The organism is Sphaerisporangium sp. NPDC049002 (assembly GCF_040649355.1).
Lineage (GTDB): Bacteria > Actinomycetota > Actinomycetes > Streptosporangiales > Streptosporangiaceae > Sphaerisporangium.
Window position 1 is genome coordinate 1 of the sequence record NZ_JBEZFH010000198.1, and the last position, 14408, is coordinate 14408.

Below are 14408 nucleotides of genomic sequence, written 5' to 3' on the forward strand. Positions count from 1 at the left end.
GCAACCTGAAGGATCACGTGATGGCCGTCTTCATTTCACGACGCCACGCTGACTACCAGCGGAAACTCGTACACCACCCCCGTGGACGCAACCCCACCCGTCAAGGGGTTGACGGGTGGGCCGTGTGTTGTCACCCAAGTGTTGGCCTCACCGGACGACGGATGAAACACCTCAGCCGCGTCTAGGTCTGTGCCCCCCTGCGCGCCCGAACGACGTTCCGGGTTCCCCTGGTCGTGACGCGCAGTGGCACGGGTTGGGGCGGCATGCGAAAGCAACCCGAAGCGAACGCGGCGCCACCTGCCGCATTGGACACTTTACGTGTTCGTACGGTTACGGAATTACGTTAAACGCCTGCGGGGCAGGCCCAGGACTCTCGAACGGAGTAACCGCGGCGATGAGGCGCGGCGATACCGCAAGCTGGCACTTGCGATGGGTGCCGACCAGGTGAGCGAGATCGACGTGTCCGTGTACGCGGCCAACCTGGTCTAGTACCGCGCGCGTTCAGCACGACGAAGGGGCTCGAAGCCGGGGACACAAGGGTTTCGAGGCCCTTTGGCGTTGTTCGGATGAGAACGCGGGCCATTGGGTGATGTTCTCTCCTACCCACCCGTCCAGCACTTGACGGGTGAACACCGTTCTGCCCACCCGGCACATGCCCCGCCACAAGCGGTGGTCGCCGGGCCCGCCGCAGGGCAGACGGTGTCGGCGCCTGCCGGAGGCGATGGTGGGGCGGTGTGGGGACGTGGAGGGGCGATGGGGGAGGTGAACTCCTCATGGTGCTGATCGATGGACTCTTGGGTCCACGACCTCGAACGCCTCGTGTGCGCAGAAGAGGGTCCACGGCGCGATCAAGGCGGCAAATGCAGCTGTTTCTACCGGTTGTGCAGCGCGCCTGCCAGGCGAGGGCGCGCTGCGGTCGTGATGTAACTTTTGATGGGGGTCAACGAAGCAATTAAGATCGATCTTCGTGTAGATGCAGCGATACTTACTCCTAGGATGTAATTATCGCTGCAGGTGGACGGTAACCTTTGATGCATGAGGCGGGATCGGGCACTTAGAACGATAGGCGAGCAGGCCGCCGATCAATGGGGTCTCGTGACGGCATCTCAAGCCAAAGTCGTAGGTCTTAGCGCTGTTGATCTACTGCGACTGGTTGAAGCCGGTCTCCTGGAGAGCGTCGGCCGCGGCGTCTTCCTTGTCACAGGTGCCGCGCGGCCGGATCATCTGGAGATCAAGGTGGCTTGGCTACGACTCGAACCCGAGCTGCCGGCGTGGCGACGCCACACCATTGATACGTATGGGGGAGTTGTCTCTCATGGCTCGGCTTGCGTCCTGCAACAACTCGGAGAGCTTCCCGCGCCCACGGTTGAAATCTCTGTACCTCGGCGTCGTACCACCCGTGAGCGCGGTGTACGCCTGCGTCGTGCCGATCTCGCACCGGACGACGTTGTACTGGTCGACGGCCTTCCGGTCACCACAGCCGAGCGAACTGTAGTTGATCTACTGGCTGCGCATGTAGACGGTGCACATGTTGGCGGAGTGATCGCCGACGCTGATCGACGTGGCCTGACGAACCGCGCTTCTATGGCTGAGCGCATTGCGCGTTTCGCCGGCGCCTACGGGCTGCCGCGCTCTGCCGCAGGGGAGCGACTGCTGGAGTATCTCGCGGGGCAGGCTGGCACGAAGCTCCCTGTGGAGGAGAGCACACGTCTCAGGCGAGAAGGCGCTGTTCAGGGTTTCGTCTCTGCGCTCGCGCTGCTGCTTTCTGGGCTTGAAGACGACCAGTCGAAAGACGCCGCCATTCGTCGTTCGATCAACCAGGACCTGATTGGATTCACAGGCATCTCCTCGCTCGCTGAACAGCTGGCAAAAGTCGGTCCTCTTACCTCTGCGCGTTCCGAGGTCATCGAGACGATAAAGAAAAGTTTCGCCGATCACCCCAACTCCATCCCCTCCCTGCCTCCGAGCGTACTTACCGCGATTCAAAAGATTCTGGCCGAATCCACAGAGGTCTCATTTGCGGAACACATAGCCCGCAGCATCGGCCAGGCATCAACGATCAGCCATCAGGCATCTGGACTCCCTGCTGACCGTGCTCCGGTTACGAAAACGCAGAAGCCGACCGCAGGCAGAGGGTCTCCCAGCCAACCATCGACCACACCCAGTAGCGCGACCAAAGATTCCATTGAGGCTCCGTGAGTCAGCCCTACACCACCCCCCGAGCCTTTGAAAGGGCCATGAAAGATCGCTTGGGGGCCCACGCCAAGAAGCACGGACTTGACCCCGGGCCTGGTGTTTCGTAGCTTCTACTTCAGCCGTTTGGCGGCCCGGGTCTTTCGTCATGACCCTTCTGGATGGATTCTCAAGGGTGGACAGGCACTCCTGCTGCGCTACCCGGCTCAGGCCCGTCTGAGTCGCGACATCGATCTGCAACGTCCCACAGCGCAGAGTGCCCAGGAAGCGCTGAACGCGTTGTTCGACGCCTCCGCGCTTCGCCTGGAGGATTTCCTCACTTTCAGTCCCGCCGGCACGGTGGAGCATTCCGACGAGATCGGCGGAGTGAAGCAAACCTTCAACGTCTCACTGGGAACCCGTTCACTAGATACGATCAAGGTCGACCTTGTAGTCGGCCGATACCCTACCGACACGCCCGAGACCGTGAGTCTCGCATCGAGTATTCCAATGCCTTGGCCGGACGATTGGCCACTTGCTCAGCTCTATCCACTTGCCGATCATGTGGCCGACAAGATTTGCGCGATGTACGAGCGTCATCGCGGGACCGCATCCAGTCGGTTCCGTGATCTCGCGGACCTTCTGCTGATCAGCCAGCGAGAGCGTCTGAATGGAGCTGCGGTACAAACCCCGGGATCATACGCGGCCGATCTCGTCTAGTGCCGCGCGCGTTCAGCACGACGAAGGGCCCCGTCCAGGTGAACACGTTCTACCTACCCGGCCCATGCCCTGCCACAAGCGGTGGGCACCGGGGCGACGCAAGGGCATGAGGCGATCCTTAGCGTGATTTCGCAGGTAATAGCATGAAAGTGCCAGGTGTGGAAGCCGTATGCCCGGGCCGTTGCGGCGGCGGGGTTCGTACACGTTGGAGAACATCATGACTGTGAAGCTGAGCAAACGGTCGTTCGAGTTCGCGAAGAGGCTGATCGACGAGGGGCATGACGTCCTGGACGAGATGGACGACTGGAGCGAGCACCAGCCGTCGACCCGGCAGGAGAACGACTTCATCGAGGAGCACGGGTTCGCGGAGTACGCCAAGTGGCATCTCGCCGAGGACGACGAGGCCGGTGAGGAGACCAAGTCCCGGTACAAGTTCCCCTACGGGGACTTCGAGAAGGTGCATCGGTGCGGCGTCATCGCGGCCGAGGTCCGGGCGGCCCGGCTCGACTACGGCGACATCGAGGTCGCCGCGGCCCACCTGCACGGCATGCTCGACGAGCTGAGGTCCCACCAGCACACGAGCTGAGGTCCCACCCGCAGTTCCACCGACACACGAGCTGAGGTCCCACCCGCAGTTCCACCGACACACGAGCTGAGGTCCCACCCGCAGTTCCACCGACACACGAGCTGAGGTCCCACCAGCAGTTCCACCGACACACGGGCTGAGGTCCCACCAGCAGTTCCACCGACACACGGGCTGAGGGCCCGTAAGCACCGCGGAGCTGGGCGGGGTCAGGGTGGTGTGCGGGCCGGTGCCAAGGTGCGGGTCCGCCGTTCGGCGAGGACGTCGACGAGGGCCACCAGGAAGGCGGCCAGGATGAACGCGATGTTGACCAGCAGCGCGTGGCGGAAGGCCGGCGCGTAGTCGCCGTGCGTCGAGGCCACCTGGGAGAAGAACGCCGAGCCCACCGCCGCGATGCCGATGGAGGCGCCGATCCGCTGCCCCGTCTGGAGGACGCCGCCCGCGGTGCCGGCCTTGGCCACGGGCACCTCCGACAGGGTCAGCGTCTGGTTCGGTGAGACGACCAGGCCGCTGCCGATGCCCGCGACGAACAGCGGCAGCGCCATCGCCCAGCCCACCCTGGGTGTGGGCATCACCCGCACGATGAGGTCCAGGGCGGTCAGCCCCACCGTGATCAGCACCAGCCCGAGCGCGACCAGCCGGCGGCCGATCCGGGTGACGATCCGCCCGCCCAGCGCCGCGCTCGGGGCCGCTCCGAGCGCGAACGCCGTGCTCGCCAGCCCCGCGTGCAGGGCCGTGTAGTGCAGGCCCTCCTGGAGGTACTGGGGGAGGATGAAGAAGATCGCGGTGAATCCGCCGAAGTAGAGCAGTCCGAGCAGGGCGCCGAGGGCGTACGAGCGTCTCTGGAACAGCGAGAGGTCGACCATCGGCTGGTGCCGCCGCCCGTACCACCGCTCCCAGGCCGTGTACCCGGCGAGCACGATCAGTCCCGCCGGGACCAGCAGCCATCTGGCGGGGCCGTGCCACCGCTGCCCCTCAACGAGGGGGAGCAGCACCAGGAAGATGCCCCCGGCCAGCAGCGCGACCCCCACGGGATCCATGTCCTCCCGCAGCCTCCTCGCCCCGCCGCCGGGGATGTAGCGGTAGGCGAGGACGATGGCCAGGACGCCGATCGGGATGTTGACGTAGAAGACGTAGCGCCACCCCTCCTGCTGCCCGCCGAACTGGATGAGCAGGCCGCCGAGCAGGGGGCCGATCGCGGTGGAGATGCCGATCGTGGCGCCGAGCAGCCCGAACGCCCGTCCTCGCTCCGCCCCGCGGAAGAGCTGCTGGATCAGGCCGCTGACCTGCGGGTTGATCACCCCGCCCGCGGCCCCTTGGACGACGCGCGCGATGACCAGCCAGGTCGACCCCTGGGCGGCCCCGGCGACCATGCTGGCGAGGGTGAACAGGACGACGCCGAAGACGAACGCGCTCCGCCGCCCGTGGGTGTCGCCGAACCGGCCGGCGGGGACGAGCACCAGCCCGAAGGCGAGCGCGTACCCCGACACCACCCACTGCAGGTCGCTCGGCGGGGCGTGCAGGCCCACGCGGATGGAGGGCAGGGCCACGTTGACGATGCTGACATCAAGCAACGTCATAAATCCGGCGACCAGGCAGACGGTCAGCGCCTTCCACCGGCGGGGGTCCGACCCCTCCACGTGCGCGCGGGGCGTTCCCATCAGGCGGGGGTGCGAGCGGCGAGGAGCGGGATCCGGAGGACGAAGCGGGCGCCCTTGGGGGAGTCCTCGATGGTCAGCGTCCCGCCGTGCTGCTCGGCGATGTCCCTGGCGATCGCCAGGCCCAGCCCGGTGCCCTGTTTGTCCTTCTCGCGGCCCGCCGCCAGCCGGGTGAAGCGCTGGAACACGACCTCCCGCTGCTCGGGCCTGATCCCCTGGCCGTCGTCGATGACCTCCAGCACGGCCTCACGGGATTCGCGGCGCACCGAGACGGTCACGGTGGAGACGGCGTGCCGTTCGGCGTTGTCCAGCAGGTTGGTGAGCAGCCGTACGAGCTGGAGCCGGTCGCCGATGACGACCACGCCTGGCTGGAGGTCGAGTACGTTGCGCTTGCGCCGGAAGCGGCGGCCTACCTCGGCGCGGACCAGTTCGGCGACGTTGACGTAGTCGCGGGCGACCTTCTCGCCGGAGTCGAGCCGCGCGATCAACAGCAGGTCGGTGACGATGGCCTGGAGCCGGTCGAGGCTCACGAGCAGGGACTCCGAGGTCTTGACCCAGTCGGTGTCGTCCGGGTGCATCAGCGCGTCCTCCACCTGCGCGCGCATCGCGGTGATGGGGCTGCGCAGGTCGTGGCCGGCGTCGGAGGCGAAGCGCCGCTGCCGCTCCACCGCCTGCTGCAACCGGTCCAATGTCTCGTTGACGATCTCCGCCAGGTTCCGGATCTCGTCGCGGTGCAGGGACAGCGGCACCCGGCGGCTGAGGTCCGACGCGGTGATCTCGGTCAGCTCCTTGCACACGCTGTCCACGGGGGCGAGGGCCCTGCCGACGATGCGGTACGTGCCGAGCGCGGTGGCCGCCACCACGAGCAGGGAGCCGAGGCCGAGGAGCGCGACCAGCGCGGAGTTGACGTGCCACGGGACCACGGGATCGGCGCCGTAGATGAGCCAGTCGCCTTCGGGCCGGTAGTACCGCGTGACGACCACGTTCATGCAGGTGCCCTCGTGTCCGGGCACCCAGCAGGTGACCCCGTGGGCCTCACCCTGCTCGTCCGCGGGGGCGATGTCGGCCATCAGCGGCTTGCCGGCGAGCTGGCTGGTGGACGAGACGATCTGGCCCTTGTCGTCCACCACCTGGACGGCGTCGACCCGCTTCGGGGGCAGGATCCGGGGAAGCCTGCCCAGCCTGATCAGGCGGCCGACGTGGAGATCGACCAGGACGATCTCCTGCCGTTTCTCGCTCATCGCCAGGTCGTGCACGCCCAGGAAGACGAGCACGCTCACGCCCGCGCACGCCAAGGCCATCACGACACTGGCGACCCACGTCAGCCGAGTCCGTACGGACCAGTCGCGCCAGAGCCTCACCGCGCCCCCCTGTCCGCCTCATGATCACCCTAAAACCGGATCATTCGAGGTCAGGGCAGCGGAAGGGCAAGATGGTTGAAACTATGGATCAAGGACATGCAGTGCTCGGGGCACCTGGTTCATCGTCCGGATCCCGGTTTCAGTGCATTCCACCACATCTCCGACCCGGGCCCCGTAAAGATCGGGCACGTGGATCCCCGGTTCGATCGTCATGGTCATGCCGGGTGCCAGTACGGTGCGGTCCGCGGCGGTGAGCCACGGCGCCTCGCGCCGGTCCAGCCCGACCCCGTGACCCGTCCCGCGCGTGACGTAGGCGCCATACCCGCTCTCGTCGAGCACGCTCCAGGCCGCCGCGTCGACCTCCGCGGCCGTCACGCCGGGCCGTACGGTCTCGGCCGCCGCCTTCCGCGCGGACAGCAGGACCGCGTAGACCGCGTCGAAGTCCTCGGGCGGCTCGGCCACGACGAACCCCCGGCTGGCGTGCGCGTGGTACCCGTCGGACTCGGCCGTGACCCGGATCGACACGGCGTCGCCCGGGTTGATCACCCGGCCGGCCGGGGTGTGGCGCGGCCGCGCGGTGTTCTCGCCGGCGGCCACCACGACCGAGACGTGCCCTTCGGCGCCCGACTCGGCGGCCAGCCGCCGCGCCATGTCCTTCTCCGTGGCGCCGAACCAGGACAGGTCACGTGCCAGGGCGAGGACGCTGTCGGCCGCCGCCGCCGCCCGTTCGATCGCGACGATCTCGTCCGGGCGCTTGGTGACGCGCAGCGGGTCCAGTACGGCCGAGGCCAGCACCAGGTCGGCGTCGACGCGGAGCACGAACAGTTCGTGCGCCCGCATCTGGGCGTCGACCCCCACCCGCGACACCGAGGCGGGGATCAGTGCCGCGGCCTCGGCGGCGTCGGCCGCGAACCCCGGGGGCAGCCCGGGGACGAGCACGAGGAACCCGGAGACGTCACGGCCCGCGACGTACCGCAGGTCGGGTGAGGGGCGCAGCACCAGCGCGTCGAGGCCGGCCGCGGACATCCGCGCGAGCACGGCCGCCATGACCTCGCCGGTCATGCGGGCGGATACAGCCAGCAGGACACCGGCCCGGGGGCGGGCTCCTTCTCCGCGCAGACGTCCATCGCCAGGGGGCAGCGTGGATGGAAACGGCACCCCGCCGGCGGGTCCGCCGGATCGGGCACGTCGCCCGGCAGCTCCTCGGGCAGCCTGCCCAGCCCGTCCGGCTCCGGGATCGCCCGCAGCAGGGCCTGGGTGTACGGGTGGCGGGGGTTCGCCCAGATCTCGTCGGTCGGGCCGGTCTCGACGATCTTCCCGAGGTACATCACGGCGATCCGGTCCGCGATCAGCCGTACGACCGACAGGTCGTGGCTGATGAACAGCAGCCCGGCGCCCGACTCGACGGCGAGGTTGCGCATCAGGGTCGCCACCTGGGCCTGGGCCGAGGCGTCCAGCGCGGAGATCGGCTCGTCCCCGATGAGCAGCGAGGGACGCGCCGCCAGCGCGCGGGCGATCGCGATCCGCTGCCGCTGCCCCCCGGAGAACTCGTGCGGGTAACGCCCGGCCATCTGGGCGGGCAGCCCCACCCGCTCCAGCATGCCGCCGGGGGTCGTCTCGCGGTCGCGCGCCGCCGCGAGGCCGTCGGCGATCTGCGCGCCGATCCGCCGCCGGGGGTTGAGCGAGGCGTACGGGTCCTGGAAGACCATCTGGATCTTCGTCAGCGCCCGGTCCCTGCGCCGCAGGCCGAGGGGGGTCACCTGCCCGTCCTCGAACGCGATCGTCCCGCCGGTGGCGGCGGTGAGCCCGCAGACCGCCCGCGCCAGCGTCGACTTGCCGCAGCCCGACTCGCCCACCAGCCCGACGACCTCGCCGGCCGCCACGCTCAGGCTGGCCCCCGCCACCGCCCGTACGGCCGGACGGCCTGGCGTCCGGTGGTCGACGACCAGGTCGTCCACGGTCAGCAGGCTCACGAGCCCTCCCTCGGAAGTGCGTCCAGCAGGGCGCGGGTGTAGGGATGCTCCGGCGTGCGGAGCACCTGGGCGCGGGGGCCCGTCTCCAGGACCAGCCCCTCCCTCATGACGCTGACCTCGTCCGCCACCGCCGACATGACACCGAGGTCGTGCGTCACCAGCAGCACGGCGAGCCCGAGGTCGTCGCACAGGCCCCGGAGCAGCCGCAGGACCCCCGCCTGGACGGTGACGTCGAGCGCGGTGGTCGGCTCGTCGGCGATCAGGACCTTCGGACCGCACGCCAGCGCGATGGCGATGGCGACGCGCTGGCGCATCCCGCCGGAGAACTGGTGCGGGTAGCGGTCGACCGCCGCCGCCGGGCCGGGGATCCGCACCTGGCCGAGCAGCTCGATCGCCCGTGCCCGCGCCTCGGCCTTGCCGACCCCGAGGTGGTGCCGCATGTGCTCGGTGATCTGCCGGCCGATCGACAGCATCGGGTGCAGGCTGGTCGCCGGGTCCTGGAACACCATCGCGATCTCGCGTCCCCTGACCTTGTTCAGGTCGCGCTGGGACAGTTCGAGCAGGTTCCGCCCGTCTTCGAGGACGACGCGGCCGGACGTCCTCGCGCCGTGGGGGAGAAGGCCGAGCGCGGCCAGGCCCGTCATGGTCTTGCCCGAGCCGCTCTCGCCCGCCAGGCCGTGGACGCGGCCGGGCCGCAGGCCGATGTCGACCCCGCGGAGGATCTCGTGCTCGCCGATGGCGACCTTCAGTCCCTCGACGCTCAGCACCGTGGCGGCGCCGGTCGAGCTCATAGCGCACGCTCCTTGATGGCGCGGGCCGTACGGGGGTCCAGGGCGTCGCGCAGCGTGTCGCCGAGGAAGTTGAACGCCAGCACCACCGTCAGGATGGCGAGGCCCGGGAAGGTCGCGACCCACCAGCTGTCGAACACGTCCACTCCCGCGGCGACCATCGCGCCCCACTCGGGGGAGGGCGGCTTGGCCCCGAGCCCGAGGAAGGAGAGCCCCGACAGCAGGAGCAGCGCCGTGCCGATGTCGAGCGTGGCGAGCACCAGGATGGGGCCGGTCACGTTGGGGAGCACGTCCACCCGCAGGGAGCGCCATGCGGAGAAGCCGAGCAGCCGGCCGCTGAGCACGAACTCACGTTCCCGCATGCCGAGGACCAGGCCGCGCGTCACGCGGGCATAGGCCGGCCAGGCCACGACCAGGACCGCCAGCACCGCGTTGGTCAGGCTGGCCCCGAGCGCCGCGGCGACGACCATCGCGAGGATCACCGTGGGGAACGCGAAGACCAGGTCGGCCAGCCGCATGATCCCTTCCCCTACCCATCTGCCGAAATATCCGGCGCTGGCGCCGAGCGCGCCGCCGATCAGCAGGGACAGCACCACCAGCAGGAGCGTCAGCGGGATGGACACCCGGGCGCCGTACATGATCCGGGACAGGATATCGCGGCCGAGCTGGTCGGTGCCGAACCAGTGCCCGGGGCCGGGGGAGGCCAGCCGGGGCAGGTCCTGGGCCAGCGGATCGTGCGGCGCGAGCAGGGGAGCGGCGGCGGCGATCACGAGCCAGGCGAGGGCCACCACGGCCCCCACGACGGCGAGCGGCTGCCGCCACGCCTCAGGAAGTCGCGAAAGGATCCTCACGCGGGCCTCACTCCCGGGCGGGTGACCGAGAGCGGGCTCACTCCCAGGCGGGTGACCGAGAGCGGGCTCACTCCCGGGCGGGTGCCCGTGTACGGACTCACGACAGCCTCACTCTCGGGTCGATGACCCCGTACAGGATGTCGACCACCAGGTTGATGAGGACGTACACGCCGCCGACCACCAGGCCGACGCCCATCACGGCGGGCAGGTCGAGGGTCGTGGCGCTCTTGTACGCGTACTGGCCGATGCCGGGCCGGGCGAACACGGACTCGACCAGCACGGTGCCCGACAGCAGGCTGCCGAACGCCAGGCCCGCCACCGTGATGATCGGCACCAGCGCCGAGCGCAGCACGTACCGGAACAGGATGACGCGGCCCGGCAGGCCCTTGGCCCGCGCGGCGCGCACGTAGTCCTGCCCGAGCACCTCCAGCACCGCCGAGCGCGTGAAGCGGGTCAGCAGCCCGATCGTGTACGCGGCGAGCACGAGCGCGGGGGTGATCAGGTGGCCCACGGCCGACGAGAACACGTCCCACTGCCCCGCGAGCGCGGCGTCGACGGTGTAGAGGCCGGTTACGCCCGGCGGCGCGCTCATGTCGGGGGCGACGCGCCCGCTGCCCGGGGTGATCTGGAGGCGGAAGAAGAACACGTAGAACGCCACCAGCGCCAGCCAGAACGTCGGCACGGAGATGCCGATGAGGCTCACCACGCGCAGGACCTGGTCCGACAGCCGGTCGCGGCGCAGCGCGGCGACGACGCCGAACGCCACGCCGGCGACCAGCGAGATCACGATCGCCCCGCCGGCCAGCTCGATCGTGGCGGGGACGAACTCCGCCAGGTCGGTCAGGACGGGCCGGTGGCTCTGCTGGCTCATGCCGAGGTCGCCCCGGACGAGCCCGCCGAGATACGTCAGGTACTGCGCGGGGAGCGGCTTGTCGAGGCCGTGCTCGGCGCGGAACTGCGCGACGATCGCCGGGTCGCCCAGCGCGCGCTGGCCGAGGTTGGCCGTCACCGGGTCGCCCGGCACGAGGTTGGTCAGGACGAACGTGACGAGCGTGATCCCGAAGCCGAGCAGCACCGCGACACCGATCCGGCGCAGCAGGAACCGCGCCAGCGGATGCCGCGGCCCCCTTCCGCCCATGCGGGTGGACCGGCTTCCGCCCATGCGGGTGGCACGGCGCGGAGCCGTGCCACCCGCGGGGACGTCACTTGGCGCCGAGGGCTGCGACATCGACCGTCCACACCGGGTGGAAAGCGAGGCCGGTGACGGAGGCGGCCGTCACGATGTTCTGGCTGGGCTGGACCAGGGGGACGAACGGCCCCGAGGCGTTGAGCGTGTTCTGGATGTCGACGTACATCTGCTTGCGCGCGTCGTCGCCGATGGTCGTCGCGGCCTTGTCGCCCGCGGCCTCCAGCTCCTTGTCGGCCCCCGCCTTCCAGCCGGCGCGCAGGCCGACCGTCTTGCCGGGGAGGAAGGCCAGGTAGTCGCTCGGGTCCGGGTAGTCAGGTCCCCAGTACCACAGGCCGAGCTCCTCCTTGCCGTTGCGGTAGTTGTCGAGTGCGGTCGCCACCGGGGCGGGGGCCAGCTCGACGGTGATGCCGACCTCCTTGAGGTTGGCCTGGATGCGCTCGGCGAACGGCTGGAACGACAGGCCCTGGAGCGTGATGTCGCTCGGGTACTCCAGCTTGACGCTGGGGTCGCTCACGCCGCTGGAGGCGAGGGCCGCCTTGGCGCCCTCGACGTCCCGCTTGACGGCCTGGTCGGGGGACAGCGCGCCCAGCAGCATCGTCGGGATCACGCCCGGCGCCTGGACCGAGCCCTCACCGGCGAGTTCCAGCAGGCCCTGGTAGTCGACGCCCTTGCGGATGGCCTCGACGACCTTGGGGTTGTTCGTCACCTTGCTGACGCCCGGGTCCTGGTTGGCCAGCATGAACACGACGTTGGCCGAGGCGGTCTTGGTGGTCTGCAGGCCCCCGGCGACGCCCTTGATCTGGTCGCCGGACAGGTCGAGGGCGACCTGGCTGTCCCCCCGCTGCACGTTCAGTTTCTGGGTGGCGGACTCGACGTTGCGCAGCACGACCTTGGTGTACGTGGGCTTCTTCGCGCCCCAGTACTTGGCGTTGGCCTTCAGCACCACCTGTGACTGGGCGTTGAAGGACTCCAGCTCGTACGGCCCGGAGCCGGCTGAGGCGCCGTTGAGGAACTGCTCGGCCTTGTCGGAGGCGTCGGCGGTGCCGCCGTGCTCCTTGACGACCTTGGAGTTCACGATGCCGAGGGCGGGGTTCGGGAGGATGAACGGCAGCGCCGGGTTGGCGGTCTTGGAGGTCAGCGTGACGGTCGTGGCGTCGGTCTTGGCCACCTCGACCCCGTCGAGGAGGAAGGACGGGTTGCCCTTCAGGTCGCGCACCCGGTTCAGGGAGAAGACGACGTCGTCGGCGGTGACCGGGGAGCCGTCGGAGAACGTGGCGCCCTGCCTGAGCTTCAGCGTGAGCGTCTTGCCGTCGGCGGACTGCTCGTAGGACTCGGCGAGGGAGGGGACGGGCTTGGTGACGTCGGAGCCCTCGAAGGTCAGCAGGGTGTCGTAGAGCGCCTTGCCGATGAGCAGGCCGGTCGGCTCGTAGTTGCGGCCGGGGTCCGCGGTCTTGAGGGTGAAGGACGCGTCCATCACCAGGGTCTTGCTCGCGCCGCCGCTCTGCGACGACGGGGTGGGCGTGCCGCCACCGGAGCAGGCGGCGAGGGAGAGCGCGCCGGTGAGCAGGACCGGCAGCAGAGCCGCCTTCGCCTGCCATGCCGTACGGCGCCGCGGACGGGTCGCCATTCTGTGTCCTCCGGAATTGGTGCTATGTAGACGATTGTTACCGTGTCGTCCAGGATTGTCCGATGAAACGTCCAGCTCGCGGCGGGAAGCCGAGACGGATATAACGCTTAGGAACCAGGTATGACCGAAATGTCAGGCTCGCCGACGCCCGGGACCGGGGTCCCTGGACGGATCGGCATCGGCCTCCAGCTCGACGCGATACATATGAAGATCCTGGAGGTCCTGCGGGAGAACGGCCGTATCTCGGTCGCGGCGCTGGCCGAGCGGGTCGGGATCTCCCGGGCCAGTGCCTACACCAGGTTCGAGGCGCTGCGCGCGGACGGTGTGATCAAGAAGTTCACCGCCGAGGTCGACCATGTGCGGGCCGGTCTCGGCATCACCGCGCTGGTGTTCGTGACGGTGCGGCAGCAGATGTGGAAGCAGTTCCGCGCCCAGCTCGCGCAGATGCCGGAGGTGGAGTACTGCGCGATCACCACCGGGCAGCACGACGCGATGATCCAGGTCAGGATGGCCGACGTCGCGGCGGTCCACGCGCTGGTGACCGAGCGCCTGGCGAGCATCCCCGCCGTCAAGGCCACCGAGACGGTCTTCATCCTGGACGAGGTGCTCAAGCGGCCGTACGTCCTGCCCTCCGACCGCCGCCCCCGCCAGACCCCCCGCAGGCCCCCGGCCGACCCCCCACCCCCGCCGAACGTCCCCCTCGGCAAAATGCGCTTCGTAGGCGCCGCCGAAGGCCGCGCCGACATGCACAAGGAACCCTGACCCATATCGAGATGGCCTCCCCCGCCCCGGCCATGGGCGGGTCAGACCTCTTCGCAGACGCTGGTCTGGGGGGTGTCGTCGCCGTCGAAGGTGAACTCCTCCACCAGGCGGAGGCGGCCGTCGGGGAGCGGCTCGATGCGGCTGCCGCTGCGTCCGGAGGCGCGTCCGCCCGCTTTGAGCCCGTGGACGTACATGATCTCGATGCGGTCGTCGTCCCTGGTGCCCACGAATCGGCCTTGTGTCACGGTGTCGCCGGTGTAGCTGCCCCAGATGAGACCGTCCGCCTCCTCGTAGGCGAACCGCGTGGGTTCGACGGTGTTCACCTCGCTCGCCGTCGAGCTGATCATGATGAAACTGCGGCCGTTGAGAAGATTCCTGTCGCTCACGCCTCCGCATCGTTCCCACTCCCGGCCACCCGTGCCGCCCCTGCTGGACGTTTCGCTCACCAGTCCCGGAGCGGCGTGGTGATCCGTCTTCGGCCACCGGCCGAACAGAGGGATGATCTGTACGCCCGATCCGGAGGTGACCGGGCGGACACGCCGGCGGTGGAGGAACTCACCTGACGCGTCACGCGCTCGGCAGTCTGTCGCGGAGCTGGTGGCGACGCCTGACGCCCAGTTTCTGGTAGGCGTTCGAGAGGTGGACCTCCACGGCGTGCCGCGATGGCGGTCGGGACGGCAGCCGTACGGCACCGGGCCGGCGACGGCGGTGGCCTACCGCGTCG

The 14408-nt window shown here is 69.2% G+C and carries 13 protein-coding genes; 4 read left to right on the plus strand and 9 right to left on the minus strand.

What is annotated here, in order from left to right; translation table 11 throughout:
* Positions 1–1035 precede the first annotated feature (1035 nt).
* The 3 genes from AB0B89_RS28985 (at position 1036) to AB0B89_RS28995 (ending at position 3478) form a co-directional block, all read left to right on the plus strand.
* Entirely contained in the window at positions 1036–2199 is a 1164-nt protein-coding gene (locus AB0B89_RS28985; RefSeq protein ID WP_358559150.1) for a type IV toxin-antitoxin system AbiEi family antitoxin domain-containing protein, read from the plus strand.
* A gap of 78 nt (positions 2200–2277) precedes the next feature.
* A complete protein-coding gene (locus tag AB0B89_RS28990; protein ID WP_358559151.1) occupies positions 2278–2892 on the plus strand; it encodes a nucleotidyl transferase AbiEii/AbiGii toxin family protein in 615 nt (204 codons plus the stop codon).
* Positions 2893–3109: 217 nt separating this feature from the next.
* Positions 3110–3478 carry a hypothetical protein gene (locus tag AB0B89_RS28995; protein WP_358559153.1) on the plus strand — a complete coding sequence of 123 codons (369 nt, stop codon included), beginning with the start codon at positions 3110–3112 and terminating at the stop codon, positions 3476–3478.
* Between the two features lie 206 nt (positions 3479–3684).
* On the opposite strand, the gene AB0B89_RS29000 is transcribed toward AB0B89_RS28995, so the two are convergent.
* The 8 genes from AB0B89_RS29000 to AB0B89_RS29035 all read right to left on the minus strand — a co-directional run bounded on the left by AB0B89_RS29000 (position 3685) and on the right by AB0B89_RS29035 (position 12922).
* Positions 3685–5136, minus strand: a complete 1452-nt coding sequence (locus tag AB0B89_RS29000; RefSeq protein WP_358559155.1) for an MFS transporter — start codon at positions 5134–5136, stop codon at positions 3685–3687.
* Positions 5136–6494, minus strand: a complete 1359-nt coding sequence (locus AB0B89_RS29005; RefSeq protein WP_358559157.1) for a HAMP domain-containing sensor histidine kinase — start codon at positions 6492–6494, stop codon at positions 5136–5138. Before AB0B89_RS29005 ends, AB0B89_RS29000 begins: the two co-directional genes overlap by 1 nt.
* A gap of 81 nt (positions 6495–6575) precedes the next feature.
* On the minus strand, positions 6576–7556 hold the full coding sequence (locus tag AB0B89_RS29010) for a M24 family metallopeptidase (RefSeq protein WP_358559159.1): 981 nt from the start codon (positions 7554–7556) through the stop codon (positions 6576–6578).
* Positions 7553–8467: an ABC transporter ATP-binding protein gene (locus AB0B89_RS29015; RefSeq protein WP_358559161.1), complete on the minus strand. Its 915-nt coding sequence runs from the start codon at positions 8465–8467 to the stop codon at positions 7553–7555. Before AB0B89_RS29015 ends, AB0B89_RS29010 begins: the two co-directional genes overlap by 4 nt.
* Positions 8464–9258: an ABC transporter ATP-binding protein gene (locus tag AB0B89_RS29020; RefSeq protein WP_358559163.1), complete on the minus strand. Its 795-nt coding sequence runs from the start codon at positions 9256–9258 to the stop codon at positions 8464–8466. Before AB0B89_RS29020 ends, AB0B89_RS29015 begins: the two co-directional genes overlap by 4 nt.
* Positions 9255–10106 carry an ABC transporter permease gene (locus tag AB0B89_RS29025; RefSeq protein WP_358559165.1) on the minus strand — a complete coding sequence of 284 codons (852 nt, stop codon included), beginning with the start codon at positions 10104–10106 and terminating at the stop codon, positions 9255–9257. The genes AB0B89_RS29020 and AB0B89_RS29025 overlap by 4 nt, the downstream gene beginning before the upstream one ends.
* A gap of 97 nt (positions 10107–10203) precedes the next feature.
* Positions 10204–11334: an ABC transporter permease gene (locus tag AB0B89_RS29030; protein WP_358559167.1), complete on the minus strand. Its 1131-nt coding sequence runs from the start codon at positions 11332–11334 to the stop codon at positions 10204–10206.
* A complete protein-coding gene (locus AB0B89_RS29035; protein WP_358559169.1) occupies positions 11309–12922 on the minus strand; it encodes an ABC transporter substrate-binding protein in 1614 nt (537 codons plus the stop codon). Before AB0B89_RS29035 ends, AB0B89_RS29030 begins: the two co-directional genes overlap by 26 nt.
* Positions 12923–13042: 120 nt before the next feature.
* On the opposite strand from AB0B89_RS29035, the gene AB0B89_RS29040 reads away from it, so the two are divergent.
* Positions 13043–13684: an Lrp/AsnC family transcriptional regulator gene (locus AB0B89_RS29040; RefSeq protein WP_358559171.1), complete on the plus strand. Its 642-nt coding sequence runs from the start codon at positions 13043–13045 to the stop codon at positions 13682–13684.
* 41 nt (positions 13685–13725) lie between these two features.
* Here AB0B89_RS29040 and AB0B89_RS29045 read toward each other — a convergent pair whose 3' ends face one another.
* The gene (locus AB0B89_RS29045; protein WP_358559173.1) at positions 13726–14070 is read right to left on the minus strand and encodes a hypothetical protein; all 345 of its coding nucleotides are present in this window, start codon (positions 14068–14070) and stop codon (positions 13726–13728) included.
* Between the last annotated feature and the right edge of the window lie 338 nt (positions 14071–14408).

What these genes read in the sequence shown, in the direction of transcription:
- AB0B89_RS28985 (WP_358559150.1), top strand. Translation starts at nt 1,036, where the DNA reads ATGAGGCGGGATCGGGCACTTAGAACGATAGGCGAGCAGGCCGCCGAT.
- AB0B89_RS28995 (WP_358559153.1), top strand. Translation starts at nt 3,110, where the DNA reads ATGACTGTGAAGCTGAGCAAACGGTCGTTCGAGTTCGCGAAGAGGCTG.
- AB0B89_RS29000 (WP_358559155.1), bottom strand. Translation starts at nt 5,136, where the DNA reads ATGGGAACGCCCCGCGCGCACGTGGAGGGGTCGGACCCCCGCCGGTGG.
- AB0B89_RS29010 (WP_358559159.1), bottom strand. Translation starts at nt 7,556, where the DNA reads ATGACCGGCGAGGTCATGGCGGCCGTGCTCGCGCGGATGTCCGCGGCC.
- AB0B89_RS29020 (WP_358559163.1), bottom strand. Translation starts at nt 9,258, where the DNA reads ATGAGCTCGACCGGCGCCGCCACGGTGCTGAGCGTCGAGGGACTGAAG.
- AB0B89_RS29030 (WP_358559167.1), bottom strand. Translation starts at nt 11,334, where the DNA reads ATGTCGCAGCCCTCGGCGCCAAGTGACGTCCCCGCGGGTGGCACGGCT.
- AB0B89_RS29035 (WP_358559169.1), bottom strand. Translation starts at nt 12,922, where the DNA reads ATGGCGACCCGTCCGCGGCGCCGTACGGCATGGCAGGCGAAGGCGGCT.
- AB0B89_RS29040 (WP_358559171.1), top strand. Translation starts at nt 13,043, where the DNA reads ATGACCGAAATGTCAGGCTCGCCGACGCCCGGGACCGGGGTCCCTGGA.